Annotated in this window: 20 protein-coding genes; all 20 read right to left on the bottom strand. The window is 53.4% G+C overall.

The window, feature by feature from the left end; genetic code table 11:
- Nucleotides 1-469: 469 nt before the first annotated feature.
- Nucleotides 470-1,285, bottom strand: coding sequence for an ABC transporter permease (locus BMW41_RS10260; RefSeq protein ID WP_074650003.1), 816 nt, complete (start codon nt 1,283-1,285; stop codon nt 470-472).
- A gap of 14 nt (nt 1,286-1,299) precedes the next feature.
- Nucleotides 1,300-1,908, bottom strand: coding sequence for a dTDP-4-dehydrorhamnose 3,5-epimerase (gene rfbC / locus BMW41_RS10255; RefSeq protein WP_074650002.1), 609 nt, complete (start codon nt 1,906-1,908; stop codon nt 1,300-1,302).
- A gap of 68 nt (nt 1,909-1,976) precedes the next feature.
- Complete coding sequence (locus tag BMW41_RS10250) at nt 1,977-2,414, bottom strand: DUF2304 domain-containing protein (protein WP_083378892.1); 438 nt, start codon at nt 2,412-2,414, stop codon at nt 1,977-1,979.
- 6 nt (nt 2,415-2,420) lie between these two features.
- The gene (locus BMW41_RS10245) at nt 2,421-3,113 is read right to left on the bottom strand and encodes a glycosyltransferase family 2 protein (protein WP_074650000.1); all 693 of its coding nucleotides are present in this window, start codon (nt 3,111-3,113) and stop codon (nt 2,421-2,423) included.
- A gap of 11 nt (nt 3,114-3,124) precedes the next feature.
- Entirely contained in the window at nt 3,125-4,078 is a 954-nt protein-coding gene (locus BMW41_RS10240; RefSeq protein WP_074649999.1) for a glycosyltransferase family 2 protein, read from the bottom strand.
- Nucleotides 4,065-4,868: a glycosyltransferase family A protein gene (locus BMW41_RS10235; RefSeq protein WP_074649998.1), complete on the bottom strand. Its 804-nt coding sequence runs from the start codon at nt 4,866-4,868 to the stop codon at nt 4,065-4,067. The genes BMW41_RS10240 and BMW41_RS10235 overlap by 14 nt, the downstream gene beginning before the upstream one ends.
- A 155-nt stretch (nt 4,869-5,023) precedes the next feature.
- Nucleotides 5,024-6,163, bottom strand: a complete 1,140-nt coding sequence (locus tag BMW41_RS10230) for a Fic family protein (RefSeq protein WP_242870331.1) — start codon at nt 6,161-6,163, stop codon at nt 5,024-5,026.
- 179 nt (nt 6,164-6,342) lie between these two features.
- Nucleotides 6,343-9,621: an AAA family ATPase gene (locus BMW41_RS10225; protein ID WP_074649996.1), complete on the bottom strand. Its 3,279-nt coding sequence runs from the start codon at nt 9,619-9,621 to the stop codon at nt 6,343-6,345.
- Nucleotides 9,608-10,768 (bottom strand): exonuclease SbcCD subunit D, encoded by a 1,161-nt coding sequence (locus BMW41_RS10220; protein WP_074649995.1) that lies wholly within the window; start codon nt 10,766-10,768, stop codon nt 9,608-9,610. Before BMW41_RS10220 ends, BMW41_RS10225 begins: the two co-directional genes overlap by 14 nt.
- A gap of 195 nt (nt 10,769-10,963) precedes the next feature.
- Nucleotides 10,964-12,232: a histidinol dehydrogenase gene (hisD, locus tag BMW41_RS10215; RefSeq protein ID WP_074649994.1), complete on the bottom strand. Its 1,269-nt coding sequence runs from the start codon at nt 12,230-12,232 to the stop codon at nt 10,964-10,966.
- Between the two features lie 229 nt (nt 12,233-12,461).
- Complete coding sequence (locus BMW41_RS10210) at nt 12,462-13,664, bottom strand: iron-containing alcohol dehydrogenase (RefSeq protein ID WP_074649993.1); 1,203 nt, start codon at nt 13,662-13,664, stop codon at nt 12,462-12,464.
- Nucleotides 13,665-13,883: 219 nt separating this feature from the next.
- On the bottom strand, nt 13,884-15,950 hold the full coding sequence (locus BMW41_RS10205) for a DUF2142 domain-containing protein (protein ID WP_177171222.1): 2,067 nt from the start codon (nt 15,948-15,950) through the stop codon (nt 13,884-13,886).
- Between the two features lie 38 nt (nt 15,951-15,988).
- Complete coding sequence (locus BMW41_RS10200) at nt 15,989-16,708, bottom strand: phosphocholine cytidylyltransferase family protein (RefSeq protein WP_074649991.1); 720 nt, start codon at nt 16,706-16,708, stop codon at nt 15,989-15,991.
- Nucleotides 16,705-17,796, bottom strand: coding sequence for a pyridoxal-phosphate-dependent aminotransferase family protein (locus BMW41_RS10195; protein ID WP_074649990.1), 1,092 nt, complete (start codon nt 17,794-17,796; stop codon nt 16,705-16,707). Before BMW41_RS10195 ends, BMW41_RS10200 begins: the two co-directional genes overlap by 4 nt.
- Complete coding sequence (locus tag BMW41_RS10190; RefSeq protein ID WP_074649989.1) at nt 17,793-19,088, bottom strand: lipopolysaccharide biosynthesis protein; 1,296 nt, start codon at nt 19,086-19,088, stop codon at nt 17,793-17,795. The genes BMW41_RS10195 and BMW41_RS10190 overlap by 4 nt, the downstream gene beginning before the upstream one ends.
- On the bottom strand, nt 19,085-20,077 hold the full coding sequence (locus tag BMW41_RS10185; RefSeq protein ID WP_074649988.1) for a LicD family protein: 993 nt from the start codon (nt 20,075-20,077) through the stop codon (nt 19,085-19,087). Before BMW41_RS10185 ends, BMW41_RS10190 begins: the two co-directional genes overlap by 4 nt.
- A 106-nt stretch (nt 20,078-20,183) precedes the next feature.
- Nucleotides 20,184-21,059: a peptidoglycan editing factor PgeF gene (gene pgeF / locus BMW41_RS10180; RefSeq protein WP_074650004.1), complete on the bottom strand. Its 876-nt coding sequence runs from the start codon at nt 21,057-21,059 to the stop codon at nt 20,184-20,186.
- Between the two features lie 181 nt (nt 21,060-21,240).
- The gene (locus tag BMW41_RS10175; RefSeq protein WP_074649987.1) at nt 21,241-22,281 is read right to left on the bottom strand and encodes a FecCD family ABC transporter permease; all 1,041 of its coding nucleotides are present in this window, start codon (nt 22,279-22,281) and stop codon (nt 21,241-21,243) included.
- A 77-nt stretch (nt 22,282-22,358) separates the two neighbouring features.
- Complete coding sequence (locus tag BMW41_RS10170) at nt 22,359-23,687, bottom strand: ABC transporter substrate-binding protein (protein ID WP_074649986.1); 1,329 nt, start codon at nt 23,685-23,687, stop codon at nt 22,359-22,361.
- 345 nt (nt 23,688-24,032) lie between these two features.
- Nucleotides 24,033-25,712 (bottom strand): 2-isopropylmalate synthase, encoded by a 1,680-nt coding sequence (leuA, locus tag BMW41_RS10165; RefSeq protein WP_074649985.1) that lies wholly within the window; start codon nt 25,710-25,712, stop codon nt 24,033-24,035.
- Nucleotides 25,713-26,210 lie beyond the last annotated feature (498 nt).

Here is a 26,210-nt window from a genome sequence, read left to right as displayed (position 1 = left end):
AGCGTTTCACACAGACCTCCCTAGGTACCACACGTTTCTTCCTCTCCATCCATCTGCCTCATTTATCATGCATGATTCCGTGTAGTTATTGGGCTTCGACTTGTGTTGCAGCCTTACCCTCATGCATGACCTCATATGAGATTTCTGTTCGTCAGACCAGAGATTTGCCCGTGAGTTAGTATGTTCCTCACATCCAGCTTCCTTCAGATTCCATCTCACGACGGACACCCTTGCCTTCGGCTATATCCTTCCCACTACCGGGCGGATTCGGGACTTGAACCCGTTAGAAACGTGCGCCGCTAGGCGCACAACAATAAAGGCAGCCGTACGAACACTTCCTTCGTGCGGCTGCCTTTTTGTTATGTAGTTGAAACCATCTGCATTTTCAGTCGTAATAATGTCATCACCGTCACATTTGAACCCATGTCCGCAATGACCGCCGGTTCATCCTATCTTTCGGCATGCGACATCACAGCACATCCGAGAAATGCGGACGGAGCTTCCTGAAACTCCGGAGTCCCAAAATCATCAGGATCAGCGTCACTGACCAGAAATAAACCGTCATGGTCGGACGCTCCCAGAACCAGTGACCGGTGAGCATGGAATCGCGGTACCCCGCCGCGATGTAGTAGAACGGATTTATTTTGAAAAAAGTTCCGATCCACGCATTGCGGTTGGTAAAGATTGCCTCATCGTACATGATCGGCGTGAGCCACATGCCGAAAGCGAGGCAGATCGCCACGATCTGTGACATGTCTTTGAAGAACACCTGAATGCTCGAGGTGAAATACACCAGCGCAAGGGTAAACATGGACAGCGCAAAGGCATAGTAGAACACCTGAATCCAGGACGCCATCGGCATTCTTCCGTCAAAGAGATAGAGTCCGAACATGATCGCCATAAAACACAGGTGAACCATGAAGCAGCTGACCAGTTTGATCACCGGAAGAAGTTCAACCTGAAAGACAACCTTCTTGACCAGATAGTTGTATTCCTGCAGTGTCCCGGTTCCCATATTCAGCGACTCGCTGAAATAGAACCAGGGAATCATCCCCGGCGTCAGCCAGATGACGTACGATGCGTTCGGCACCGGCGGGGCATTTTTCATTCCGTGTTCTCCGAAGATGAAGGCATAGATCGCAATGGTGACCAGCGGCTGGACAAACATCCAGACGATGCCGAAATAGGAGCCGACAAAGCGTTTTCTAAAATCTGCCTTCGCAAGCTCGGCGACCATCTTTTTGTTCTCCCAGAGATCCCGGAAAAGCTTTAAAAGTGAAATCATATGGTATCCTTCGATCAGATATTGAATTTAAAGGTGTCTTTCAGGCCGGCCCACTTCTGATCCTTGTCGCTGAGATTGAGCGGAGTTCCGTCATCCAGCGCATAACCCTCTGCGGATGCGGTGCCCTTGTACTCACCGGTCAGATGCGGCCACTGAATGTTGATCTCCGGATCATTCCATGCAAGGCCGGACTCGTCACCCTGATGCCAGAAATCCGTTACCTTGTAGCAGAATTCCGCCACATCGGAGAGAACAAGAAAGCCGTGGGCAAAACCTTCCGAGATGTAGAACTGCTTCTTATTCTCCGCGGTCAGTTCCACGCCGTACCACTGGCCGTAGGTCTTGCTTCCCTGACGGAGATCCACCGCAACGTCAAAAACACTTCCGCGGATCACGCGGACAAGTTTTCCCTGCGGATACTCCTTCTGGAAGTGAAGACCCCTCAGAACGCCCTTGGTGGACATACTCTGGTTGTCCTGAACAAACACCATGTCGAGGCCTGCCTCGTGCATATCATTCTGGTTGTAGGTCTCCATGAAATAACCCCGGTCATCCCCGTGAACCGTCGGTTCAATCACATACAGTCCCTCGATCGGGCACTTGGTTACTTTAATCTGTCCCATTTCTATATCCTCCAATACTTTGCCTGTGCAAAAACCATTGCACATTTTAGCATCATCGCCCGGCGACTTCAAGCCCGGGTTCCGTCGGTCATATCCGAATCTGTTCTCCCGCCCTGTTCTCCGGCTTCCGATGCGGAAGACCGGGAAATCTCCGCTTTTTGTTCCTCCGCCTTCTCCTGCTCGTTCCGGTCCATGGCGATCTCCTGAATCAGGCTTCGGAGTTTTGCCTCCAGCTGCGACTGATGCACCGTCATGCGGAAGAGCTGAACGATCAGAAGAAAAATGATCAGCAGGTATATAAAGTTGACCGGAGCCATCGTTCCGACTACCCCGGACAGGAAGGTCGGCACCTGCGGAAAAATGCTGAAAATCATGAGAATCGCGACAAAACAGATCCAGAACAGCGAATCTTCAATCTGAAGAGACGACTGCCGAATCTTTCGCACAATGCAGAACGCCGTCATGCATGAGATCAGTATCAGAATCATTCGAAGTGTTGCCGTCATAATCCATTACACCTTTCTTCTTCGGAAACTCTGAATCAGCAGGATGGACACCAGCATCCGGAACATATACCTTGCCGACCGGATGGGTGTGAGATAACTCACCCCGCCCTGACGCTCATCCATCACCACCGGTACCTCCGCCACTTTTGCGCCGCACCGGATCAGATAAGACACCGTATCCGGCTCCGGCCCGTAATTCAGTCCCTTCGCAAACTCGCAGATCATCTTCCGGTTGAAGAGCCGCATGCCGCTGGTGGGATCTTTGATCCGCATTCCCGTTGTCAGCCGGATCGCCAACTCGATCAGATTCGATCCGAACATCCGCATAGTCAGCGGTTTCTCCGCGTCCACAAAACGCGAACCGATGACGATGTCGTATCCCTCATCCATCTTTTTCCGCATGGATTCAATGAATTCCGGGCGATGCTGACCATCCCCGTCAATCTGAATCGCGTAACGGTATCCGTGTTTCTCCGCATACCGGAGTCCGGCCTGAAAGCCGCCGGCCAGTCCCAGATTCACGGGCAGATCAAGAAGATGGAAATGATTCTTCCGGCAGATCTCCGCCGTCTCATCCTGCGATCCGTCATTCACCACGATGTAATCATAGTCCGGGCACACCCTCATCAGGTTCCCGACTACGTTTTCTATATTCTCAGCCTCATTGTAGGCCGGTATCACAATCAGCAGATCCGACATAGCTCCCCCAGTTACTCTTTCCAATAATTCCGGTTCATGGTAAGTGCCAGAACCGCTTTTTCCGGCAGCGCCCGGTATGCTTTCCCGAGACGATAGCCGAGGTATTTGAACCCGCTCTGCAGCACAAGCTCCGGCAGAAGCCCCGCATGTCCGTTACGAATCAGCCAGGACGCGGTCTTCTTCACCATTTTCACGCCTTCTCCTTCCGACAGAACGCCGTCGAAGACTTCCGGATGGTCCGCCTGTGACACACCGAGATCAAAGTTCCGGTGAAGCTGCTGCATACATGTATAATTGTGAGAATGGATCACCCGGGCATCCGCCGCATATGCGATGCGATATCCCGCCTTCACAGCTCCCGCCGCATAGATCATATCCTCGTTGAAGATCGTTTTTTTGGTAAATCCGCCGAGTTTCTCCCAGATATTTCTCCGGTAGACCGCACAGACATTGGAGCAGAAATACGTCTTGATTCCCAGCTCCGGAAGGTCTTTTTCCGATTTGATCCGGCTTTCCTCCGGATAGTTGAAACTTCTGGTGAAGCGCTCAAGCACACGGCAGTCCTTTGCCGGAAGCTGACGGCCGTACGCGGCCGCAATGTCCGGTTCCTGCGTCAGTGCCCGGAGGAGATTCTCCGTGAGATCCCGGTCTGCCGGGATGGCGTCATGCGTCATACAAAGCACGGCGTCCGCGCTGCTGTACCGGATTCCCGCCGATCGCGTCGCACCGTGGTCGAAATCCTCCGGCCGCAGATGATGCACCTCCAGCATCGCTTCCGATACGCCGGCATCGTCCAGAACTTTTGCGATCCGCTCTTCATCCCAGAATTCCTCTCCGGTATTCATCACAATGATCCGGTGAAGCGGACATTTCTGCGCAAGCAGCCGCCGAATCAGCTCATAAAACGTATCATCCGGCCGGTAGGTCGGAATTACGGCATCGATCGTCATTTTATCTGTACTCATTTCCTGCTTTTTTGTAGAGTTTCATCAAAAGATCCGCGATGGACTCCGGCCACAGTTTCCGGAACATCGCCTCTTCCTCCCGGTTTCTTCCGTCATCCTGCATGGAGCGGAAGGTTGCCGCCCCGTCATGCACGCGGTAGGCCAGCAGGGGCTTTTCCGTGATCACGAACCTGCCTGCTGCCGACGCCAGATCGACCAGATTATCCCAGTCGAGGGCGAATTTCATCTCCGACGGGAACATTTCCCGGTCTCCGATCAGCGCCTTGTTGTAGGTGCAGGTCGGACAGCAGATGGAATTGCCGAAGACAAGACCGGACAGTTTCAGCCAGGTTCGGTCAGAGATCAGCTGCAGGCGCAGCGGAAGGCGAAGAATCTTCTTCACCAGCCAGACCGTGTTGAAGGTGTCGTCCACTGCTTTTCCGTTCTTCATCTTGATGGTCATGTAATCACTTGCAAACAGGGACAGATCCGGGTATTTCCCGTATGCGCGGATCAGCTCCTCCGTGTATGTTCTGCGGTAAATGTCATCCTGATGCGCGATGGTCACCAGCATTCCCCCCGATTTCTCCCACGCATACTGCCAGTCTTCGCGGATTCCCGGCTCACCGTCGCGGACATAGAGGCAAATGCCGTATTTCTCCGCAATCCGGCAGATATAATCACTGGGCGTCGCCGTACAGATGATAATCTCACTGCGGACGGTCTGTCTCGTTAAGGAACGGACGCACTGTTCCAGATACGGTGAATCTCCGTATGCGCATACGGCAAATGTGTGAAGCACTCTGTCCATGGCTGACCTCCCCTGTTTCTCGCTTTTATCAATAATTGGACATACTCTGTGATATTCTACCACAAATAAGGAGGATAGTCACTTTGAACTATCCTCCCGCAAATTCATATTATATGATCCCCTCTTTTTATTATGTTTCAAATGAGCATTTCCTATTATGTATCCTTGCGCAGAATCTTAAGGTAATCCTCGTAGACAAAGATCCTGTTTCGTGATGCATTTGTCGTTTCCGCCAGAATTCCAACACCAACCAGTTTTTTTACAATGGTTGACGTCGTATTATAACTTAATCCCAACGCCATCGCTGTCTTTTTTATGTCAATAATCGGATATTGTTCAATATAATCAAACAATCGTCTGACATTATCATTTTTCCGGTTGGTAAATGGGAGCTTTTCCATGCTGTCATCATGCAGTTCTGCCAGTTTTTTTATAGTCTCCAGTGAATCTCCTGCTGCTGCGGAAACTGCCTCCAAAAAGAAAGAAATCCACTGTTCATAATTTCCGGACCTTCTCACTTCGGAAATCCTGTCATAGTATTCCAACTGGTTTTTTTTCAGAAAATACGAAATATACACAATTGGTTTTGAAATAAAATGATGTTCCATGAGATAGAGAAGAATCAGCAATCTTCCTACTCGTCCGTTACCGTCTAAAAAAGGATGTATCGTTTCAAACTGATAATGAATCAGGGCAATTCGAATTAGATGGTCATAATCCTCCCCTTCGTTTATGTAACGCTCCAGTTCCGACATCGCAGCATTCATATCCTCAACATTTGGTGGTACAAATCTCGCATCGCGCAGAGAACAGTTGGTCGCCCCAATCCAGTTCTGCGATTTTCGGAATTCGCCCGGATTCTTTTCCTGTCCCCTCACCCCCGATAACAGTTTCTCATGAATTTCCCGAAAGAATCTGCAGCATAAGGGTAAAGTTTTTAATCTTTCAATGGCGTAGGTACTGGCATCCACATAATTGACGACGTCTGATACATCCAGATTCACCGAAATATCAATCGTCGGATCCAAAACATCATCCAGTGTACATTGCGTGCCCTCAATCTGCGATGAAATAAGCGCCTCTTTTCTGACATACATAGATATAAAGAGTTGGGCATTGGGAATATACTGCGACGCCATATCCAGTTCCGCAAGTTTGCTGCGTGCCTGAATCAGCTTATCCACCATATCATTGCTGATTACCAGAGGCGGATTGGGCGGCAACGGACTCGGCCTGAATGATTTATATGCGCTATCCCCGCTCAGATTGTTAATGTAACTTCCTGATCGATTCAAAACACGACTCCTTTCTGAAATAATACCTTTATTTTATCCTCCTTATTTCAGAAAGTAAATGGGTTCCTGAAATAAGGCAGCAAAAGCAGTCTCCTTATTTCAGAAACCACCGTGTTTTCTGAAATAAGGAACCCGATCATTCACTCTTATTTCAATTTCTCTTATTTTAATTTTCCCCGTCAGACACCTCTGTCCATCTCAATATGGCTTCCGTCTTTTCCTTTCCTGACACGGATCTGCTGCGGAATGTTCTCCATAAGCTCTTCCCGATGGCTGATGACGCCCACCAGCTTGTTCGCCCCGGAAAGATTGATCAGAATCTCCATGGCGTTTTCAATGGAGGTTTTATCCAGCGTGCCGAAGCCCTCGTCGATAAAGAGGGCGTCCATCTGCACGCCGCCACTGCTCATCGACACCGTATCGGAAAGTCCCAGCGCCAGGCTTAGGGACGCTTTAAAGCTCTCACCGCCGGAGAGACTCCCCACCGGTCGGTCGTGTCCCGTGTGATTATCGTGAACGCTCAGATCGAGAAAGGTGTTGCTTCGCTTCCCCAGCTTATCCTGCCGGAAGAGTTCAAACTGCCCGTCGCTCATGGGAAGAAGCCGCCGGTTTGCGGCCGCAATGATTCCGTCAAAGCCAGCAGCCTGGATAAACTGTTCCAGGGTGATCTTTCCGTTGCCTGTGGTACCTTTGACCAGATTATATAACTTCGTGCAGACGGCATACTCACTCCGGGCTTTCTCCAGTTCCGGCTTCTGCCCTTCAATCCGCTCCAGTTTTTCCCGGTTGTTCTGAAGCCGGTTTGCGATCTCATTGGCAATGCTGCGCTTTCCGGTCACAATCTTTTCCTGCTCCAGGCACCGCTCTTTCAGTGCTTCCACATCGATAAAAGATCTTCCCTTTGCGGCTTCCTCCGCATCCGCCAGCTGCTGCCGGTTCAGAAGAACTTCCTGCCGGTAATCCGCGATCTCTTTTTCGGAAGCGGTAAGTTCCTCTTCTGTCCGGACAAGGTCCAGCATCTCCTCCGGTGCGGAAAACCCGGTCTTTCGGATCATCTCCTCCAGTGCCTCTCTCCGCGCCTTCGCCTCGGTCCTCTCCTTTTCCAGATTTTCCTCCATCGTCCGGAGAGACGCCTGTTCCGCGGCATAGTTCTCATCCGCCGTCTTCTTTAACTGCCCTGCGCCCTCGATCCGGTCAAGAATTTCCTTCGCCTTATCCTGTGCTTTCTGCAGTTCCGATGCGGCTGTTTCCCAGTTTTCAAAGCTCAGGTCGGTCAGTGTCCGGAATTCCGCCTCTCCGGCTGCCAGTGCTCTCTCGTTCTCCTGTTTCGTCTGCGCAAAAAGATCCCGGTCTCTGGTCAGCGCTTCTGTTTCGCTTTCCCGGGCGTTTGCCAGTTCCGTCTCCGCCATTGTGAGTTCACTGCAGGCTTTCATCAGCCGGGTTTGCTCCTTCTGATTCTCCTCCATCTTTTCGCCCAGAAGAGCTTCTGCCTGTTCGATCTTTGCCCGAAGGTTCTCCATCCCACAGACGCAGCTCTCCTCTCCCAGAATCGGATTTTCCAGGCATTTACACATCTCCGTCCGCAGCAACTCCTCATACTGCAAGAGGGCGGAATTGGCCGCCTCCGCCGCAGCATTGGCGTCATTTTTCTTCTTTTGTTTTTTCTCCTCGTCAAGTTTTAACTTTTTGAACGCGTCTTCCGTGACTGCCTTTTCCGGCATCACCGCCGGTTCCGGGTGATGAATCGAGCCGCAGACCGGGCACGGTTTCCCGTCCAAAAGACTCTGCGCCAGAATTCCCGCCCGGCAACAGTCCAAAATCTTCTCCGCCTCGAGTCGCTTTTTGCTTGCCTCTTCGAATTCCGCAAAGGCTTTGGAAAATGCGTTCTGTTTTTCACTCCGATCCTTCTGCTTTTCTTCCCACGCAGGGATCTTCTGCTCCAGAATCTCCCGGATGTCACTTCGAAGCGCCTCTAGTTTTTCTCCCTCACTCTTTGCCTTCGTCAGTTTTTCCGGAGCTTCTCTGAGGTCCTTCTGTTTGTCCTGAAGCTGCAGTATTTTCTCCTTCAGCGCCCTCTCCCGTTCGCTCAGCTCCGTCTCTTTCTCTCCAAAACCGGCCGCCGCACTCTTTAAGACTGCGATCTCGCCGGCCAGAATATCTCTTCTCTGATACTTTTCCTCCTCATTCCGGATTTTCTCCGCCTTTGTCCGGAGAGCGTCTCCCTCCGGCCGGTCTTTTTCCGCTTCCGCCAGCGCTTTTGCGGATGCTTCCGCCTTCTCGGATGCTGCTTTTACCGCTTTCCGTTTCTCCTCTGCCTGCTGTTCCAGACTTTGAACAGCATCAGCCTTTTCCTTCCAGGACTGATAGACCGGATTCCCTTCCCGGGACGCCAGTTTTTGTCTTCCGAGAACCGCCTCTTTCTGATCGATCGCTTCTTTTCTTCCGGAGAGTTCCGCTTCCTTCGACTTCAGGGCATCCCGTTTTTGGAGAAACCCGTTGTTGGTCTCGGCCGTCGCCAGCTCTGCCCGACTGACATTCAGGACTTTTTCCGCTTCGTTTTGCTGCGAAATGGCAACCAAACTTCGCTCTTCGTCCAATTTGATCAGTTTTCGAATAACTTCTGTCATCTCATTCAGGTTGTGGACGCTCCCGGATTTTTCAGCCCGCTCCTGAAGTTTCTTCAACGTCTCCGCCAGCGTATCTGTCTGCGTCTCCGTCTGGGTCTCTGTCCGCGTTCCTATCCGTATCTCCGTCAGCGCCTCTGCAAGCGTCTCTCCCGGTTCATCCTCCGTCCCCGCTTTCACGTCATGGAAATACTGGATGATGCTGTTCTCGATCTTTGTTTTTCGTTCTTTGCTCTCATCCTGCCGGTCTTTCAGTTTATACTCCATGGTGTTGTAACCGCTTGTCCGGAAAATCGTCCGGAGAATCTTCGTCCGGTCGTCGGTCTTTGAGTTCAGAAGAGACCAGAATTCTCCCTGCGCAATCATCGCGATCTGCTTAAACTGCTCCTTGTCGATGTGAAGAAGCTCGCGCACAATGCCCAGATCATTTTTGAGTCCATCGACATTCCGGCTTCCCTCCACGGAACTCCCGTCCGGATAATAGAAGGTAACTTTCTCCGGTTCTTCCGTGATTCTTCCGTTTCGATTGATCCGCTCATAGGACGGTTCCCGACGAATGTGGTAATCCTTGCCCTGATGCGAAAAATAGAAATCCACATAACTCTTCACGCCCTCTTTTGCGTACTCGCTTCGCAGGTTTTTGACCCCACGGTAAGTACCGCTGGTATCCCCGTACAGTGCATAGATGATCGCGTCAAAAATCGTAGTCTTTCCGGCCCCTGTATCCCCGGAGATCAGGAAAAGACTTTTCTCCTCAAATTCTGTAAAATCAATCGGCTCCGTCTCACCCGCATAGGGTCCAAACGCACTCATAATCAGCTTAATCGGCTTCATGCAACACACCTGCCTCTCTTGCGACGGTCCGCATCATATCCATCTCCTCACTGCTGATTTCCTGCTCATTGTACATCTGTCGATAAAAATCCCGGATCAGATCCTCAAAAGACCGGTTCTCCGCGATCTGTGAGATGTCAACCTGTTCGACCTCTCTTGTACGCGAATTGTCATAATCGATCTTTACCGTGTGGGGATAAATCTGCTGAAAGGTTCCCATCGCATCGCTGACGAACTCTTCATCCGTCAGTGTCGCATAGATATAATTCTCCGGATCGGTCACATTTTCCTTTTTTAAGAGATCTGCCATCATTCCCCTGATCTGACGCAGATTGCGAAGAGGCTTTAACGGAACACATTTCACGGTCACGCCGCCGGAATCCATCGTGATCACCGGAACCGACTTTTCGTTGTTCACTTCGCTCAGAGAGTATTTTAACGGCGAGCCGGAGTACCGGACCTCTTCCCTCCCCACCGGCTGCGGGGAGTGGATGTGACCCAACGCGACATAGTCAAACGAGTCAAACAGGTCAGCCCCTATCTGTTCCACAAGGCCCACATTCTTTGTTCCCAGGCCTTCCGAACCGCCAAGAACGGGCTTGTCCTCTTTTCCCGCCACTACAAACTGATGCGCGACAAGCACATTCTTTTTGGTGCGGTCAATGCCGGCATTCTCCAGAATCACCCGAACGGCATCCTCATAATTTTCGATCTTTGCCTCCGGATAATAACGTCTTACCTGCGACGCTTTCACAAACGGGAGAAGGTAAATGTTCACCTCCGTATCACCGTCATTCAGAATATAGCGGTGAAGTTTCCCGTCAAAAACCGTATAAATGAATACCTGACTGTTCTCAAACAGCGCACTTCCAAAGTTTAAGCGGCTGTCTGAGTCATGATTTCCGCTGATCATGTATGTCTTTACGCCCAGAGAGGACAGGTCGCTCAGAAAACCGTCCAGAAGCCCTGTTGCCGCCTCGCTGGGGATCGATTTGTCATAGACATCCCCCGCGATCAGAACCGCGTCGATTTGTTCTTTCTCCACCAGTTTCCGGATCTGATCGAGAATGTATTTCTGATCCTCTGTCAAATCAAAGTCCCCGAGGGACTTCCCGAGATGCAGGTCCCCCAAATGAAGCAGTTTCATTCTGTCATTTCCTCCCTTTTCCGTTATGCCAGTTCGCATGCCCCTATTCTGTATTCTATATCATTTGATCCTTTTTATAACGCTTTTCTTCTCCGCTGCCCTCGCAAAAGCGGCAGCCCACGATCCATCCGTGAACTGCCGCTCCATTGACGACTGTCTTGTAATTTCCTTTTACCCTCGAAGTTTATAACCGCATCATTTCATCCGGATATCCGCCGCATGTTTGTGCGCCATCAGGCCCTCCCCCTTCGCCATGCGGGAGACGAGGGGCGCAACCGCCATCATGGCCTCGCGGTTATACCGCTGGAAAGAGCAGACCTTCAGGAACGTTCCGGCCCACACGCCGCCGGTATAACGGGAGGCGCGCATCGTCGGAAGAGAATGATTCGTTCCGGAGACGTAATCGCCGAAGACTTCTCCGGTCTCCTGTCCGATAAAGAGAGAACCGAAATTCGTCAGCATCTCCACCACCGGTTCAAGGTCATCTTCCCTTATGCAGACCTCCAGATGTTCCGGCGCAATCTCATCGGAGATCGCGCATGCCTCCTCGAGAGACTCTGCCCAAATCACTTCTCCATAGTTGTGCCAGGAGTCCGCTGCAATCTCCGCCGTGGACAGCGCTTTCAGCTGCCGCTCCACCGCTGCCATCACTTCCTCGCCGAGTTTTCTGCTGGTGGTCACGAGAATTCCCTTGGCAAGGCGATCGTGTTCAGACTGCGCCAGCATATCTGCGGCAAGAATCTCCGGATCAGCAGATTCATCCGCGATTGCCAGCACCTCCGAAGGACCTGCGACAAAGTCAATGCCGACCTGGCCGAAACACTGGCGCTTCGCCTCCGCAACATACTGGTTGCCCGGGCCGACGATCTTGTCCACCGCCTTCACCTGATCCGTTCCGTACGCAAGAGCCGCAATCGCCTGAACACCGCCGATGGCATAGATCTCATCCGCACCGGCGATATCCATCGCCGCAAGGGTCCGGTAATCAATCTCCGTCGTTCCCTTAACCGTCGGAGAGACTGCAGCCACGCGTCTGACACCGGCAACCTTCGCAGGGACAACCAGCATCAGCGCAGTGGAAAACAGCGGATACGAACCGCCCGGAACATAGCATCCGCAGGAAGCAATCGGAATAACTCTGTGACCGAGCCGGGCCCCCGGAATGACAGAAACGCCATCAAGAGGCTTCACGCAGTTCAGCTGCGCTTTCGCGAATTCCCGGATGTTTTTCGCTGCCGCCTCGAGATCCTCGATCTCTTCCGGTGTCATTTTCGCGCGGGCGGCATCGATTTCTTCCCGGGATACCCGGAACAGTTCCCGGGTGTTGCCGTCAAACTTCGTATTGTAGGCGCGGACCGCCTCATCTCCGTTCTTCCGGATATCGGCGATGATCGCCGCCACGTCCGCAACTTTCTTCTCGGTCTCTTCCTCCGGCCGTACCGCCGGCTTCTTCAGGTATTCCATGTCTGCTTCCTTTCGCCCTGCTTTTTGCTTTACCAAGGTAACGTGTTAATCTGTCGCCGTATGTCTGATAGAATACAACATGGATACGCTTTTCGCAAGCGTTTTTTCTGATACCTTCCGGCTCTGTGCATTCCGGTTCGCATCACCGCTATGTCATGAAACCTTTTCCGTCGAGACACGGGATATGCTTCTTCCGTTTTTCATCCACATTCTCTCCGTCATATGGATCTCACTTTGCCATCCGGTAAATTGCCAGAATGTCATCATAGTCCAGCGTCTGAAAGCTTCCGATGCATCTCGTGCGGTCGTAGGAACACTCATCCGCAAGCTTTGTGAGTTCCTCGTCAGTCGGCTCGTGACCGAGAAGTTCGGTGATGGTCAGCGGCATGCCGAGGCTCTTGAAAAATTCATTGGTTCTCTGAATTCCCTCGTCCGCAGCCTTCTCATCGTCTGCCTCCGTGATGCCGTACACCTTGCGGGCAAATTCCGCAAACCGCGGCAGATTCTGAGACTTCACGTATCTCGCCCAGGATGCCCAGACTGCGGAGAGCGTCGCTCCGTGTGTGGAATCGTAGAGTGCGGAGATTGCCATGCCGAGCTGATGGCATGCCCAGTCTCCCTCGCGCGCGGTGTCGCCCTTCGCTCCGATTCCGGTGAGGCCGACATGCGATACGCTTCCGCACCACATGATTTCGCTCATCGCCTCATAGTTCTTCGGATCCTTCACCCCGATCGGTCCGTACTTGATAATATCGCGGAACAGCCCCACCGCAATCTCATCGGTCAGGTGGTTCCCGAGGATCTTCGCAAAGTAGCGCTCAGAGGTATGCATGAAAATGTCCGCGGCACCGGCTCCGATCTGCCACACTGGAAGTGTCATCGTCAGATCCGGATTCATGATCGTGAAACAGCAGCGGAAGGAATCGCTGTTGATTCCCCGCTTGGTCGGCGGTGTCTTGTCGTCATTTGTGAGCACGCTGGAGTTGCTGGTCTCAGACCCTGCTGCCGAGATCGTCAGAATGCTGCCCAGCGGAGCTGCCTTCTCCAGAGAAGCCTTTTTGCTCCAGAAATCCCAAACATCATGTTCCGGAGCCGCGAGGACAAGCGCCACTGCCTTCGCGGTGTCGATGACGCTTCCGCCGCCCACCGCCAGAACAAAGTCGGCTTTGAATTCCACGGCAGCCTTTGCGATCTCACGCGCTTTGGAGAGAAGCGGATTCGGCACGACGCCGCCGCAGGAGAGCACTTCCAGTCCTTCCTCTTTCAGATTCTGCTCCACGCGTCCGATCAGTCCGCTCTTCACTGCGGATTGTCCGCCATAGATGAGAACAACACGGGTTCCGCCATACTTTTTTACCAGTCCCGCTGTCTGAAGTTCCGTATCCTGTCCGAACACGATCTCCGTCGGTGCATAATAGACAAATTTCTGCATATCTCACTCCTCCTGTTTCTTTTCTCTGATATGAAATATCCAAGCCATTACTCTTCCCGCAACACTTCAAGTATACTACATTCTTCCGAACATATGCACGGTTCTCCCGGCGTTTATCTTCCGGCAGACACCGTTCATCCTGCAGCATCACGGTATAATATTTATTCTCTGTTTCTCAGCAGCTTTATCACCGGCTCATCCGGAAGGTCTTTCTGCCGTCTACCGGCAGAAGGACAGATACACCTGCGCAAACCATACCGCCGCCAGGATTCCGCCGGAGATCAGAATCGTGATTCCCTGCTGCACCCGCTCACTCATCCGGACCCGGATAAAGGACGGCACCATGATCAGCCACAGCGGAAAAAGGAGCGGCAGATAATACCTGCCCTGCACGCCGTCAATATAGGTATTTCCCGGAGTCGTGAACGCGATGTACATCGACGTCCAGATCAGAACGGCGGTTCCGGCGATCAGAAGGAACATCCAGATTCTGTCTGTTCCGTTCAGCAGACCGGCCGGTGTCCTTTTTGCCGGCTCCGCTGCTCCCGGTTTTTCCACATATCTCCTGCGGTCTTCCTGACGCTCCGATTCACTGCCGGGCCGGGCTGTATTCTGTCTCTCCATTTCATCCCTTCCACCGGAAGTTTCAGCGTCTTCCCGGTTTCCCGTCAGGATCATCCAGAGGCTTCCCGCATAGAAGATCCACGGAAATGCCGCCGGAAGCGGATGTCCCAGCTGCCCCAGCGATTCCTCTCCGAGGACATAGGAAGGAAGCGTGCGGATCATGTTTCCCGCAAGAATGACCGCATAGGAAAGCGGCTGTCCGAAGATGTAGGCCATCTGACCCTTCTCGCTGGTCTCCACGCCCCGCGTATCGCCCACATCCCTCGGTGCAAATACCACCGGCAGGACAAAGGATGCCATGAGCAGAACCGTCGCCATGACAAAGCCCGCGCGCATGATTTTCCGCTCTCTTTCGCTCCGGAACCGCTCCTTCGGAATCAGAAGCCCCATGAGAAGAAGCGGGGCATAAACCGCCTTGATCCGGCATCCCCAGGCAAAGATCAGAAGCATTTCCGCATACCAAATCCAGGTCATTTTCCGCTGCGGATCGGCCCAGACGCGAAGAAGCATCGCAAAGAAAAGACATAAAAATGCGGTAACCGTCGGGTCGTAGGAATAGACCCCTGCCAGAAACATCGATTCCGGCATCAGCCCCAGAAACGCCAGAATCGGCTTTCCCACCGGCGTAATCCGGATGGCGAGGGCCATCACCAGAATATAGACATAGAGGTTTCCGAGGCGTCCCAGCCGGAACAGTGCCGAGAACGGCAGCTTCAGAATCTCTCCGATCTTCAGAAACAGTCCCTCACCGACATAACCGGTGACCGTTGTCCAGTTGAGATCCGTGCTCCAGTGGTGCTCTCCGCCGACGATCCGGGCATTGGTATCCAGATAGTCTTCCAGCATATTCTGCTCGTCGCGGCTCCCCGGCTGGTTATACGGCCAGGTATCCATCCCGGTGATAAACTCATTCATCACCGCCTGCGTCACATCCACCGGCTGCCTGTAATTGGCCAGCCAGAAGGCCTGACGGAAATGCACCTCTTCGTCCCAGCCGATCTTGTTGGCCGGAAGGGAGACCGAAAGAAGCGTGCCCAGAAGAAGTGCCGTCACGAGAAAGCCGGTCTCCATCCGTCCGAAGAAAAACTTCCTCGCAAAAACCGCTCCCGCAAGAAGGAGAAGCACACTCCAGATAAACGCCAGCCGGTACGGATTGATCCCGGTGTTCACTTCCGTCCGGAACCCGGTCATCTCCAGCGTCATATCGCGGAAATTCATGTGGGAAAGCCCCGCCTCATCGAGGCCGTCTCTGGTCACGGTGATCTCCGCCCAGTCCGCCTTTCCGTTTACCGGAATATGGGACTCCGGCAGAACCGACATATTCCGGTCGGGCCGTTCCACGGCTTCCTTCTCTCTGGACTCCCCATAGAGGTTCTTCGTCCCGATCCGCACGGAGGCGTTCATCAGCCCGTCATAGCGGTAGGAGCAGACAAAATCGGAAATATAGCTTCCGTCCAGCGGGACATGAACGGTTCCTCTCTCCCCCTCAAGGACGATCATTCCGTCTTTTCGCACAAAGCCGCCGGAGAGTTCCGCCTCCGACAGATCGATGGCGGCGCCGTTTCCATGAACCGCTGCCGCACGGATCGCCGGCAGCCGGAAGCTGTATTCCGCCCCCAGACCGAGCAGAAATACCAGAAGAAGAACTGCCGATATTTTCACCCATATCGGAAAATTTTTGATTTTTTGTACGATTGCGTTCATTCCATCTCTCTTCGCTCGACTCCGCGATGTTTCAGGATCCGGTCATAATCCTCAATGTAATCAACCTCCGCCCAGAAGTTTCCCTTGACGTCTGTGACGTGAATGCTGTCTTCCTCCGTCATGCTGTAGACAACATTTTCCCACCAGACGCCGTGTTCCTGACGGGCGATCATCTCTTCCATCCGGTCCACGAAATGCGGCATAAAGTCTTTGGCAAACAGTCCGAGACCGATATACTCTCCCGTGATGTCATCGCCCTGAAGCTCTTTTCCGTATTTCAGCAGTCTTCCCTGAGGATAATAGAACTTGTAATCCGCCGTTTCTTTCCGGCTTCCGTCCGCAAACATCACCGGACGCTTCTTCTCTGCCAGAAGGAGATCCAGAAGTGTCTCATCCAGATAGACGTCGCCGTTCATGATCAGCATATCATCGCCCTGAAGGAAGTCCTTCGCAAACCAGGCGGACGCAATACTGTTCGTCACATCATAAAACGGGTTGACGTAGAATTTTACACCGGTCCCCTCCAGGACATCCCGGATCGCCTGCTGATTGTATCCCAGCGCCAGCGCGATCTCTGTCACACCCTTGGACTTCAGAAGATCCACCGTATAGCGGATCAGCGGGATTCCGCCGATATCGACGGTACATTTCGGTTTTCCGGATAAATATCTTGAAATCCGGGTTCCGCGGCCTGCCGCGAGAATAAATGCTTTCACAGGATTCCCCTCCTCATCAGATCGCGGAATGCCCCGATCAGTCTGTCATTGTCTTCGGTCGTCAGATACCCGATATGGCCGACACGGAACATATAATCCGCGAGATCGCCGCCGCTCGGGCAGATCCAGATTCCGTACTCGTCCTTCAGCACCGAGAAAATCTCCGTCGCCTTTACCGGCGTTCCGTCGGCTCTTGTTCCGGTCGGATGAAGCGAAGTCACCGCATTGCTCGGACATTTCGTCAGAACCTCCAGCGGAAGATCTTTGATCTTCTCCCGGAAATCGGCAGCCAGATCCCGGACCCGGGCCCTCTCTTTTTCCACGCCTTCCGCAAAAATCTTTTCCAGACGGCGGTGAAGCTGGATCAAAATGGCGACGGCCGGAGTAAACGGTGTCTGGCCGCGCTCTCCGTTTTTCAGATAATCTTTCACGTCAAAATAAAGGGACTCCGTCTCATGCTCCATGGCGCGGCGGATCGCCCGCGGGCCCATCATGAGAAGGGAAATGCCCGGCGGCAGCGCCAGTGCCTTCTGTGAGCCGGTGAAAACCAGATCCACGCCCCACTGCTCCATCTGCATCTCATCCGCGATAAAACTGCTGACAGCGTCCACCACCAGAACCAGCCCCTGTTCTCTGCAGAAACGTCCGATCATCTCCACGTCGTAGAGAACGCCGGTGCTCGTCTCGCCGGCATTGACCAGAAGGCCCGTATATCCCTTTCCGGCAAAAGCGGCAAGGTCGTCTTCCGTCACGCCGCAGCCGAACTCCGGCCGGATCTCATCGTGCGGAATCTTGTGAATATCGCAGATCTTTGCAAAACGGGCGCCAAAACTTCCGCCGTTGATGACGATCAGCTTATCCTGCGGTCCAAACAGATTCATCACCGCGCATTCCATGGCGGCGGAACCGGAACCGGTCAAAAAGACCACGCGGCTGTCCGCCGGCGCGTTGGCAAGTTTCAGGAGCCATTCTTCGTTTTCCTTCATCAGCGCGGAAAACTCCGGCGTGCGGAAATACGGCACATCCTCCCGCCCGATCTCACGGATTTCCGGATCGGACTGAACGGGGCCGACAGTGAAATTTATCATAACGGTTTCCTCCTTCGAAGATAAAAGATACCCGACAGGATCATAAAGAAGCCGGCGAGCAGTATCATCAGCAGAAGATACGACACTGCGCCGCCGAAGATTCCGGCCGCGCGGACTGCCGGATTCGAAACCAGAACCGCAAAAGCCGCCGCCAGCACATAGCCGGCAAAGATGCACGACTTCCGGTTCATGATCACAAGCGTGTAATAAAAGAGATTGATATACGCGTTGCACGCACCGCCGAGAATGATGACGATCAGGGCGCTGCGGCAGTCTGCCAGCATGTATCCGAGTTTCGGATACAGAAGCGACAGCACCGGAATGCCGAGGAACCACGCTCCGCCCACGGCAAGGACGGTAAGACCGGCAATGATCATCGCCAGTTTCTGAACCGTCTTCCGGAAGTCCTCCGGGCGGTCCGCATTCCAGGCATCCGACATTTTCGTCACGAAAGGACGAATGACGAATCCCGCCACGAGGTTGATGACATTCGTCGGCATGAAGATTGCCGTAAACACCGCCTGATAGCGATCCGCCATGTTGGCGTCAATCGCGTATTTCGCCGCGGAAAACACGTAAAAGTCCAGAATCGCCGAGAGAAACAGGACCAGATTCTCCCGAAACAGCGAGAACACCTTTCCAGGCCGCACGTCCCACGTCACCTTGCCGATCCGGCCGATGACCGAGCCGTCAAGAAGGACCACGCCGGCCGCCTGGGCGAGAACCGCCGCCGCACAGGCCCCCGTCAGCCCCGCGGGCCCGGATTGCCGCAATGCGAGAAGCGTTCCGAGAAACACGCTCACCGACAGAATGGTTCGAAATGTATTGGACTTTCCGGTCAGATAGAGCCGCCCGTCCCGCTGAAACTCCGCTTCATACACGTCCGCAAATCCGTCAATCACCTTATAGAGTACCATCAGCATGATCACGGCGCATTTGTGAACGGTGTAGGTTCCTGACCACGCCAGCACATAGAACAGACCGAAGAGCGCCGCACCGCTGCAGGTGAGCATGCGAAGGCGAAGATATTCGCCGAAGCTGTACCGGTGCAGGATATCCGTAATGTGAAACGGCCGCATTCCGAAATACGCCGCCATAAACATATGCTGTCCGAAGGTGGAAAAAGCGAACGCAAAGATGCCGCCCTCATCCTCGCCGGAGATCGCCACCACCGCGATGGTGAGCGCCATGGACGCAAAAGCGTAGATGAAACTTCCCAGCATATTCCAGGTCATGTTTCTGCGGTCAAGATCCGCATCGGAGCCGATGAGGAGATTCGCCAGCGCACTCATACGCTGCCTCCGCCGGTTGCATCAAATCCGCCGGTCCGTTGCTGCTCTCTGCCCGCTTCCGGCAGCCCTGTGCCGGACGTGCGTCCTTCTTCCGTATCCCCATGGTGTTCCGCTTTTTGGATCTCCGGTCCCGCCCCGACGGTCCCGTCGGAGAATATCAGCCGGTACGGCGTGTGGGTCTTCCGCTTGTCCTCCGGCGGCATCACCATGTAATCACCGTACTGAAACCGCAGCATCGCGTCGATATTCGCCGGGAAATCCAGTTCCCGACCCTCAAAGGGGATCTTCTTCAGCGGATAAAGGTTCTCTTTGTCGATGGTATTCCAGTAAGGATTGGTATCCGCGAGAAATGCCATCTTCCGCGTCGTCTTTCCCTCATAGCGGCGGCATTCCGCCTCGCAGCGTTTCCGAAGGTACTCCGGCGACATATTTGCCGCCAGCATCAGACGGTACACCGCGCCGCAGACCGCATAGATCAGCTGCGCTTTCAGACCGCTCTGCGCCAGTGTCGGCCGCGGAATCCGGCGTAAGATCATAAGCTTGCTGAAAAACCATGCCGTCCACGCCTGCTTTCTGCGGGCAAACTTCCCGTCCGGAACATTGTCCAGCGGATACAGGTCCAGAAAGATGCCGAAGGGACAGTGGACGCCCTTCATGACTTCCTCCTCAAAGACGGTTCCCCGCTTGCAGAGTCTTGCCGTCATCAGCGGATACTCTTCACTGGTCTTCGCGTTCAGCATATAGTAACGGTCGCTGTAATCTTTCTTCACGATGCGGCAAAGCTTCTCGTAATCTTTTCTCGGCATCGCCAGATCGATGTCATCATCCCACGGAATAAAACCGCCGTGGCGGATTGCTCCGATTCCGGTTCCCGCAATGCCGTAGTATTCCAGATGATGTTCCCGGCAGATCGCAAGAAAATCGTCCAGAATGGATAAAATCTCTCCCTGTATCTTTTCCAGTGTCTCCGGTGTGTAAAATGTTCCCATATTCATCTCCCGGGCTCAGGCACAGGCCGGATCGCTCCGGTCTCGTATCTGAACCGTCATATAATTTTAAACATCTGCGTTCAAGCGCAAACTGCATCTTTATCCATCAGATCAGTTTCATAAACGCGCCGAGATTGCCGCGCTTCCCGTTGCTTGCCCGGTGCGAAAAGAGTACATCCCCATTCTCACAGGTGCAGATGTCGGTCAATGCGACATGCTCCGGCAGGACTCCTGCTTCTTCCAGCACAATCCGGTTGGCCCGCCAGAGATCCAGCAGGGATTTTCCCGGAACCTCTCTTCCGTCCCGGACTTCCGGACTCAGCACCTCGGTTTCATGTCCCGGAAATGCCGCCCGGAACTGCAGGGCCACTTCGTCACCCACCTCATAGCAATCGTGGCAGATGGACGGACCGATGGCGCAGATCAGATCCCCCGGGTCTGTCCCGTAGAGCGACGTCATTTTTTCAACGGTTGCCTTTCCCATGCGGTTTACGGTTCCGCGCCAGCCGGAGTGGGACAGACCGATGGCGCGGTGCACCGGGTCCACAAAAAAGAGCGGAACACAGTCCGCAAAAAAAGCGCCGAGGACAAGCCCCGGAACGTTGGTCACCAGACCGTCCACATCCTGATAATCGCGTTCGCGGACAAGTCCCTTTCCCGCATCTTCTTCGGTGACGCAGCGGACATTCGTCGTGTGCGTCTGATCCGTCAGCACAAAATGCTCTACATCACTCTCCATCACGTGAGCAATCCGCCGATAGTTTTCCTGTACGGCTGCTTCGTCATCGCCCCGAAGAAAACTGAGATTCAGGGAGCGGAACATTCCCCCGCTCACGCCGCCGTCTCTCGTGGTAAAAAGATGACGGACCATTCCCGTTTTTTCCAGATTCGGAAAGGTCAGGTACGGAAAAACGGTTCCGTCCGGATTCATCGCCTGATTCAGCCGGAGAACTTCCTCTTCTCCGTGTCGGCATAATTTCATATTATAAACTCCTGTATTTCTGTTTTCTACATCCGGAACCATGCCGGAATTTCACCTATCATCTTATCACCTTTCGGTTTTTCTTTCATCCCTCCGCGCGGTTCTTCCTCCCTCCGGACGGTTCTTTTTCCCTCCGCGCGGTTCTTTCTTCTTTCGCGCGGTTCTTCCCGCTTCTTTATTTTTATCTCTCCCCGCGGTTTCCCTGTCTGCGGCTCACCATCATAAAGATCACCACCGGTGCGCCGAAGATCGCGGTCACCGTGCTGATGTTCAGTTCCATGGGCGAGAGCGCCATCCTCGCGATCAGATCGCACAGCGCCACGAAGACCGCTCCGGCCAGAAAGCATCCCGGAATGACGATCAGCGGCTTCGCGGTCCCGAAGGCCGCCCGCACAAGAAAGGGCACCGCGATTCCGACAAAGGAGATCGGGCCGGCAAACGCCGTCACCGCCGCGGAAAGGAGGCTTGAAATCAGAATCAGTGCCGCGCGGAACAGCCGGACGTTGACGCCCATGCTCTGCGCGTACGCCTCTCCGAGCTGGTATGCCCCCATGGGTTTGGACAGGAAAAACGCCGCCAGAAACGCGGCCGCAATAATACAGCCCGCCGTCCGGACGTCCTCCCACGCCATCCCGGAAAAGCTTCCCATCGACCAGTTCCGAAGATTTGCCACCTGGGAATCTTCCGCAAATGTCACGAGAAAATCCGTGATCGCCGAGCAGATATATCCGATCATGATTCCGGCGACGAGAAGTGCCGCCATATTCCGGATCCGCTGTGAGAGAAGAAGGATCATCGACGTCGCCCCCAGAGCGCCGAAAAATGCCGCAAGAACCAGCATTCCGGAAGATGACGTGTGGAATCTGGCGACAACCGTGATCATCACCACCGCAACCGCCATTTTGGCTCCGGACGAGATTCCGAGAATAAACGGTCCGGCGATGGGATTGGCAAAAAATGTCTGCAGCAGAAAACCCGAAACCGCCAGAGCGCCGCCCAGAATAAGCGCCATCAGAATGCGCGGAAGGCGGATTTTCATCAGAATCGCCGCCTCGGTCTCCATCGCGGGATCCGCTTTTCCTCCCAGAATTCCGAGGATATCCTCCATCGGGATCTGCCGGCTTCCCATGGAAAGATTCAGGAGAAACACCGCAAAAAGCAGTACCGTCAAAGCCGAAAACACCAGTGTATACCGCCGGTTCCGGCATTCTCTCTCACTCATGCGCTCCTCCTTTCCCGTATCGCATACGGTTGTCCGAATTCCACCCCGGAACGTATTCCTGTCTCTCTTCCATAGGATTAGGAGAGTTTCTCAAGGAACAGCATCCCACTCTCATCGCCGCCGGAAAGGATCGTGTTCACGTCTTTGATAAACCGCGCGATCTGATCCGTCGCCTGATAGAAATATCCGTCCGCACAGTAGACACTGCCTTCTTTGACCGCTTTAAAATCCGCAAGCAGAGGATTCCGATCCGTCAGTTCCCGGAGTGAAGCCGGGGCATCCTCGATCGCCGCATTGTAGATCAGATAATCCGCGTCCTTCGCTTCGGCATAAAACTCTTCCATCGACAGGTGAAGCGACCCCATATGGTTTTCCGGATTCGGATTCTTCAGATCATCAAACGCATAGGTTCCGCCGGCGAGTCGGATCATCTCCGCCAGATAGTCTTCGGAATTCCGAACCACCGCCTCCCCCAGAGAATTAATGCTGAAAATCCCCACCGTCTTTCCGGCCAGGTCTGTTCCGTCCAGATTTTTCACCAGATCCGTCTGGGTGTCAAAAAATGTCTCCGCCTCCGGTTCTTTTCCGAGCAGCGCACCGTAGACCTTGATCCATTCGGTTCGTCCCAGCGGATGTTCTTCATAGCTGGAGCGGTCGAGAAAGACCGGAATGCCGATATTTTCCAGCTTTTCGCGGATTTCCGGCACATGAAGGATCATGGTCGACTCGACTGCCAGTCTGCAGCCGTCTGCCAGCAGTTTTTCAAAATCCGGCGCGCTGTATTTTCCGGCAAAGAGGATATCTCCGTCTTCCATCGCCTTTTTCGCGTTTTCGACATACCAGCCGTCTGCCCGGGTTCCGCTGAAGGCGATACGATCCAGCGCGTCCAGGCGATCAAACAGCGACATGGACGCCGTCGCCGCAAGATAGATCTTGTCCACCGGTTTCTCCAGGACAATGGTTCCGGCCGAAAGTGTCTCCGGTTTTTTCCCGCCTTCCGGGATCAGAAAGACATCCACTCCGTTCCGTATCAGGAGACTGGTATACCCGTTCCCGGCCGTGTCCTGATAATACAGAATCCGGAAGCCCTTCGCGTATTTTCGTTCTGTTTCCCGCTGAAAAACGAGCCCGGGGATCTCCGGAACCGCGGTCTCATCCCACGCTCCTTCATCTTTCCCGGAACCGTCGTCCTTTCCGGCGCTCTCCGCGTTTTCTCCGCCGTTTTGCGCATTTTTGCCGGCATCTCCCGCCGCTTTTTCCGCGCGATCGGCCGTGTTGTGCTCCGCCGTCTGCTCCTTTGCCGGAACAGTCACCATCCCGGAATCACCTGTTCCGCATCCGGCGGTAATTGTCACCGCAAGTCCCAGCATAACCGCGGTCCTGCGGAACCATTTATTCCATCTCATTCTTCGTTCCCCCGGTTCAGACAGACAAGTCTGCCTGTCAATTTGCGCCCTCTGTCAAAAAACTGAGAACTTTCCTGTCACAGAACAAAGTCCGCGGGGCTCCCCCATCCCCTCAGTCCTGAGGGGAGCCCTGCGGACTTTGCGCGCCGCCGCTGGTCACCGTCAGGTGACAGTTTCCTTACAGCGACGTGCGCATCCTCGCGGAGCTTTTTTGTTTCATAGGGAATTTCGGAGAAATTTCCCATGAAACAAAAAAAGCTCCCATCCATTCCCGGACAGGAGCTGAATTTATACGAATTATATCGTAGGCGGAATCCTGCTGTAAAGTCCCGCCAATGAATTCCGTCAGTCTTTCTTGAGATAGAACAGGCGGTTGACCGCACTGAAAATACCTCGGAAGGAGGAACGGGTAATGTTGGAGCTGATGCCGACGCCGTACGTCGCCTCACCGGTTTCCTGATTGAGAAGGTGAATATAGGATGCAGCCTGCGCCTCGGATCCCATGGTCAGCGCATGCTCGGAATAATCCAGAACCCGGATCCGGATGCCAAGACTCTTCTCCAGTGCTCTCTGGACGGCATCCACCGGTCCGTTTCCTCTTCCCTCTACTTTTTTCTCCCGGCCATGGTCGGTGTAGATGAGCTGTGCGACGGTCTGAAACGCGCCGCCCTCGAATTCCTGATCAACGATCTGACATTTCCGGAAATGCAGCGGTTCTTTGCATTCGATATACTCTTTTTTGAATTCCTCCATAATCTGTTCCGGAGAAACCTCACCCTGTTTTTCGGCGATTGCCTGGATGTAATCGGCAAACTCCTTGTGCATTCCCTTCGGAAGATGAAAACCGTAATAGGTGTCCATGACAAAGGCTACGCCGCCCTTTCCGGACTGGCTGTTGATTCGGACGATCGGCTCGTACTCTCTTCCGATATCCGCCGGATCGATCGGAAGATACGGTACCTCCCAGATGCCGTCCTCTCTCTCCGACAGTGCCGCAACCCCCTTGCTGATGGCATCCTGATGGGATCCGGAAAATGCGGTAAATACCAGCTTTCCGGCATACGGATGTCTCGGATCCACCGCCATCTTGGTGCAGCGCTCGCACACTTCGACGATCTTCTTGATGTCACTGATCTCCAGCTTCGGATCAATTCCCTGAGAGAACATATTGTATGCGAGATTCAGAATATCGACATTTCCGGTTCTCTCACCGTTTCCGAGAAGGGTTCCCTCCACGCGCTCCGCGCCGGCAAGCATTGCCAGCTCCGCCGCCGCAATGCCGGTTCCCCGGTCATTGTGCGGATGAATGGAAAGGATGATGCTCTCTCGGTTGTTCAGGTTCTTGTTCATCCATTCGATCTGGTCCGCATAGACATTCGGTGTGTTCATCTCCACGGTTGCCGGAAGGTTGATGATCACCTTGTTCTCCGGTGTCGCCCCCCACTCAGCGACCACCGCATCACAGACCTCCTTCGCATAATCGAGTTCGGTTCCGGTAAAGCTCTCCGGAGAATACTCCAGAATCACCTTTCCGCTGTACGTGTCCATATAGCGCTGTACCATCTTTACACCGTCGATTGCGATCTTCTTGATCTCTTCTTTGGAATCATGGAAGACAACCTCTCTCTGAAGGGTAGATGTGGAATTATAGATGTGAACGATTGCTTTCGGAATTCCCTGAATCGCCTCAAATGTTCTCTTGATCAGATGATCACGGCACTGTGTGAGCACCTGAACGGTGACATCGTCCGGAATCATTTTCCGCTCCACCAGCTGACGAAGGAAGTCAAACTCGATCTGGGATGCCGCCGGGAATCCGATCTCGATCTCCTTGAAGCCCATTTTTACCAGCATGTTGAACATTTCAACCTTTTCTTCCACAACCATCGGCTCAACAAGCGCCTGATTGCCGTCGCGCAAATCCACGCTGACCCAGATCGGAGCCTTCTCGATTTCCTTATTCGGCCACTCCCTCTCCGGAAAATTGACGACCGGAACGCGCTTGTACTTCTTGAAATTCATCATGCTGATTACCCCCTGCAAATTTCCTTTCGATAACTTCCTGTGCGGAGCCATATACGAGATCGGCCTGTTCATGCATATCTCTGATGACTTATTTTCATATTATACACGAACAAAAGTACACAGGCAATCAATATGTTTCATATCTCCATCATTTCTTTCGTTTCAAAAGTTATAGAGAGTCTAATGCAAAGGAATTGCTATGTCAATTATTTCTGATATTCCATTTTTATATTACTTCAAATTATGGTAATCTTTGTGATCAAAGCAGTCGCCAAAGCCTCCCGCAAACATGGGCCTGAACCTATTGTTCACGTAAATGTCTGCTCCAAAAACACGGCAGCGGCGTGCGCATCCTCCCGGAACGTTTCTGTGTCACGGGAAATTTCCGGGAACCTTCCTGTAACGGAACAAAGTCCGCAAGCGGACTTTGCGCGCCGCCGCTGGTCACCGTTAGGTGACAGCTTCCTTACAGCGGCGTGCGCATCCTCGCGGAGCGTT

This window comes from [Clostridium] aminophilum, from assembly GCF_900101295.1.
Lineage (GTDB): Bacteria > Bacillota > Clostridia > Lachnospirales > Lachnospiraceae > Clostridium_R > Clostridium_R aminophilum_A.
The sequence above is the reverse complement of the archived record's forward strand: the minus strand, read 5'-3'. Positions and strand labels throughout refer to the sequence as shown.

Excerpts from the sequence above, each read along its gene's own strand:
- BMW41_RS10260 (WP_074650003.1), bottom strand. The coding sequence starts at position 1,285 with ATGATTTCACTTTTAAAGCTTTTCCGGGATCTCTGGGAGAACAAAAAG.
- rfbC (WP_074650002.1), bottom strand. The coding sequence starts at position 1,908 with ATGGGACAGATTAAAGTAACCAAGTGCCCGATCGAGGGACTGTATGTG.
- BMW41_RS10250 (WP_083378892.1), bottom strand. The coding sequence starts at position 2,414 with ATGACGGCAACACTTCGAATGATTCTGATACTGATCTCATGCATGACG.
- BMW41_RS10245 (WP_074650000.1), bottom strand. The coding sequence starts at position 3,113 with ATGTCGGATCTGCTGATTGTGATACCGGCCTACAATGAGGCTGAGAAT.
- BMW41_RS10240 (WP_074649999.1), bottom strand. The coding sequence starts at position 4,078 with ATGAGTACAGATAAAATGACGATCGATGCCGTAATTCCGACCTACCGG.
- BMW41_RS10235 (WP_074649998.1), bottom strand. The coding sequence starts at position 4,868 with ATGGACAGAGTGCTTCACACATTTGCCGTATGCGCATACGGAGATTCA.
- BMW41_RS10225 (WP_074649996.1), bottom strand. The coding sequence starts at position 9,621 with ATGAAGCCGATTAAGCTGATTATGAGTGCGTTTGGACCCTATGCGGGT.
- BMW41_RS10220 (WP_074649995.1), bottom strand. The coding sequence starts at position 10,768 with ATGAAACTGCTTCATTTGGGGGACCTGCATCTCGGGAAGTCCCTCGGG.
- hisD (WP_074649994.1), bottom strand. The coding sequence starts at position 12,232 with ATGGAATACCTGAAGAAGCCGGCGGTACGGCCGGAGGAAGAGACCGAG.
- BMW41_RS10210 (WP_074649993.1), bottom strand. The coding sequence starts at position 13,664 with ATGCAGAAATTTGTCTATTATGCACCGACGGAGATCGTGTTCGGACAG.
- BMW41_RS10195 (WP_074649990.1), bottom strand. The coding sequence starts at position 17,796 with ATGATAAATTTCACTGTCGGCCCCGTTCAGTCCGATCCGGAAATCCGT.
- BMW41_RS10190 (WP_074649989.1), bottom strand. The coding sequence starts at position 19,088 with ATGAGTGCGCTGGCGAATCTCCTCATCGGCTCCGATGCGGATCTTGAC.
- BMW41_RS10185 (WP_074649988.1), bottom strand. The coding sequence starts at position 20,077 with ATGGGAACATTTTACACACCGGAGACACTGGAAAAGATACAGGGAGAG.
- pgeF (WP_074650004.1), bottom strand. The coding sequence starts at position 21,059 with ATGAAATTATGCCGACACGGAGAAGAGGAAGTTCTCCGGCTGAATCAG.
- BMW41_RS10175 (WP_074649987.1), bottom strand. The coding sequence starts at position 22,281 with ATGAGTGAGAGAGAATGCCGGAACCGGCGGTATACACTGGTGTTTTCG.
- BMW41_RS10170 (WP_074649986.1), bottom strand. The coding sequence starts at position 23,687 with ATGAGATGGAATAAATGGTTCCGCAGGACCGCGGTTATGCTGGGACTT.
- leuA (WP_074649985.1), bottom strand. The coding sequence starts at position 25,712 with ATGATGAATTTCAAGAAGTACAAGCGCGTTCCGGTCGTCAATTTTCCG.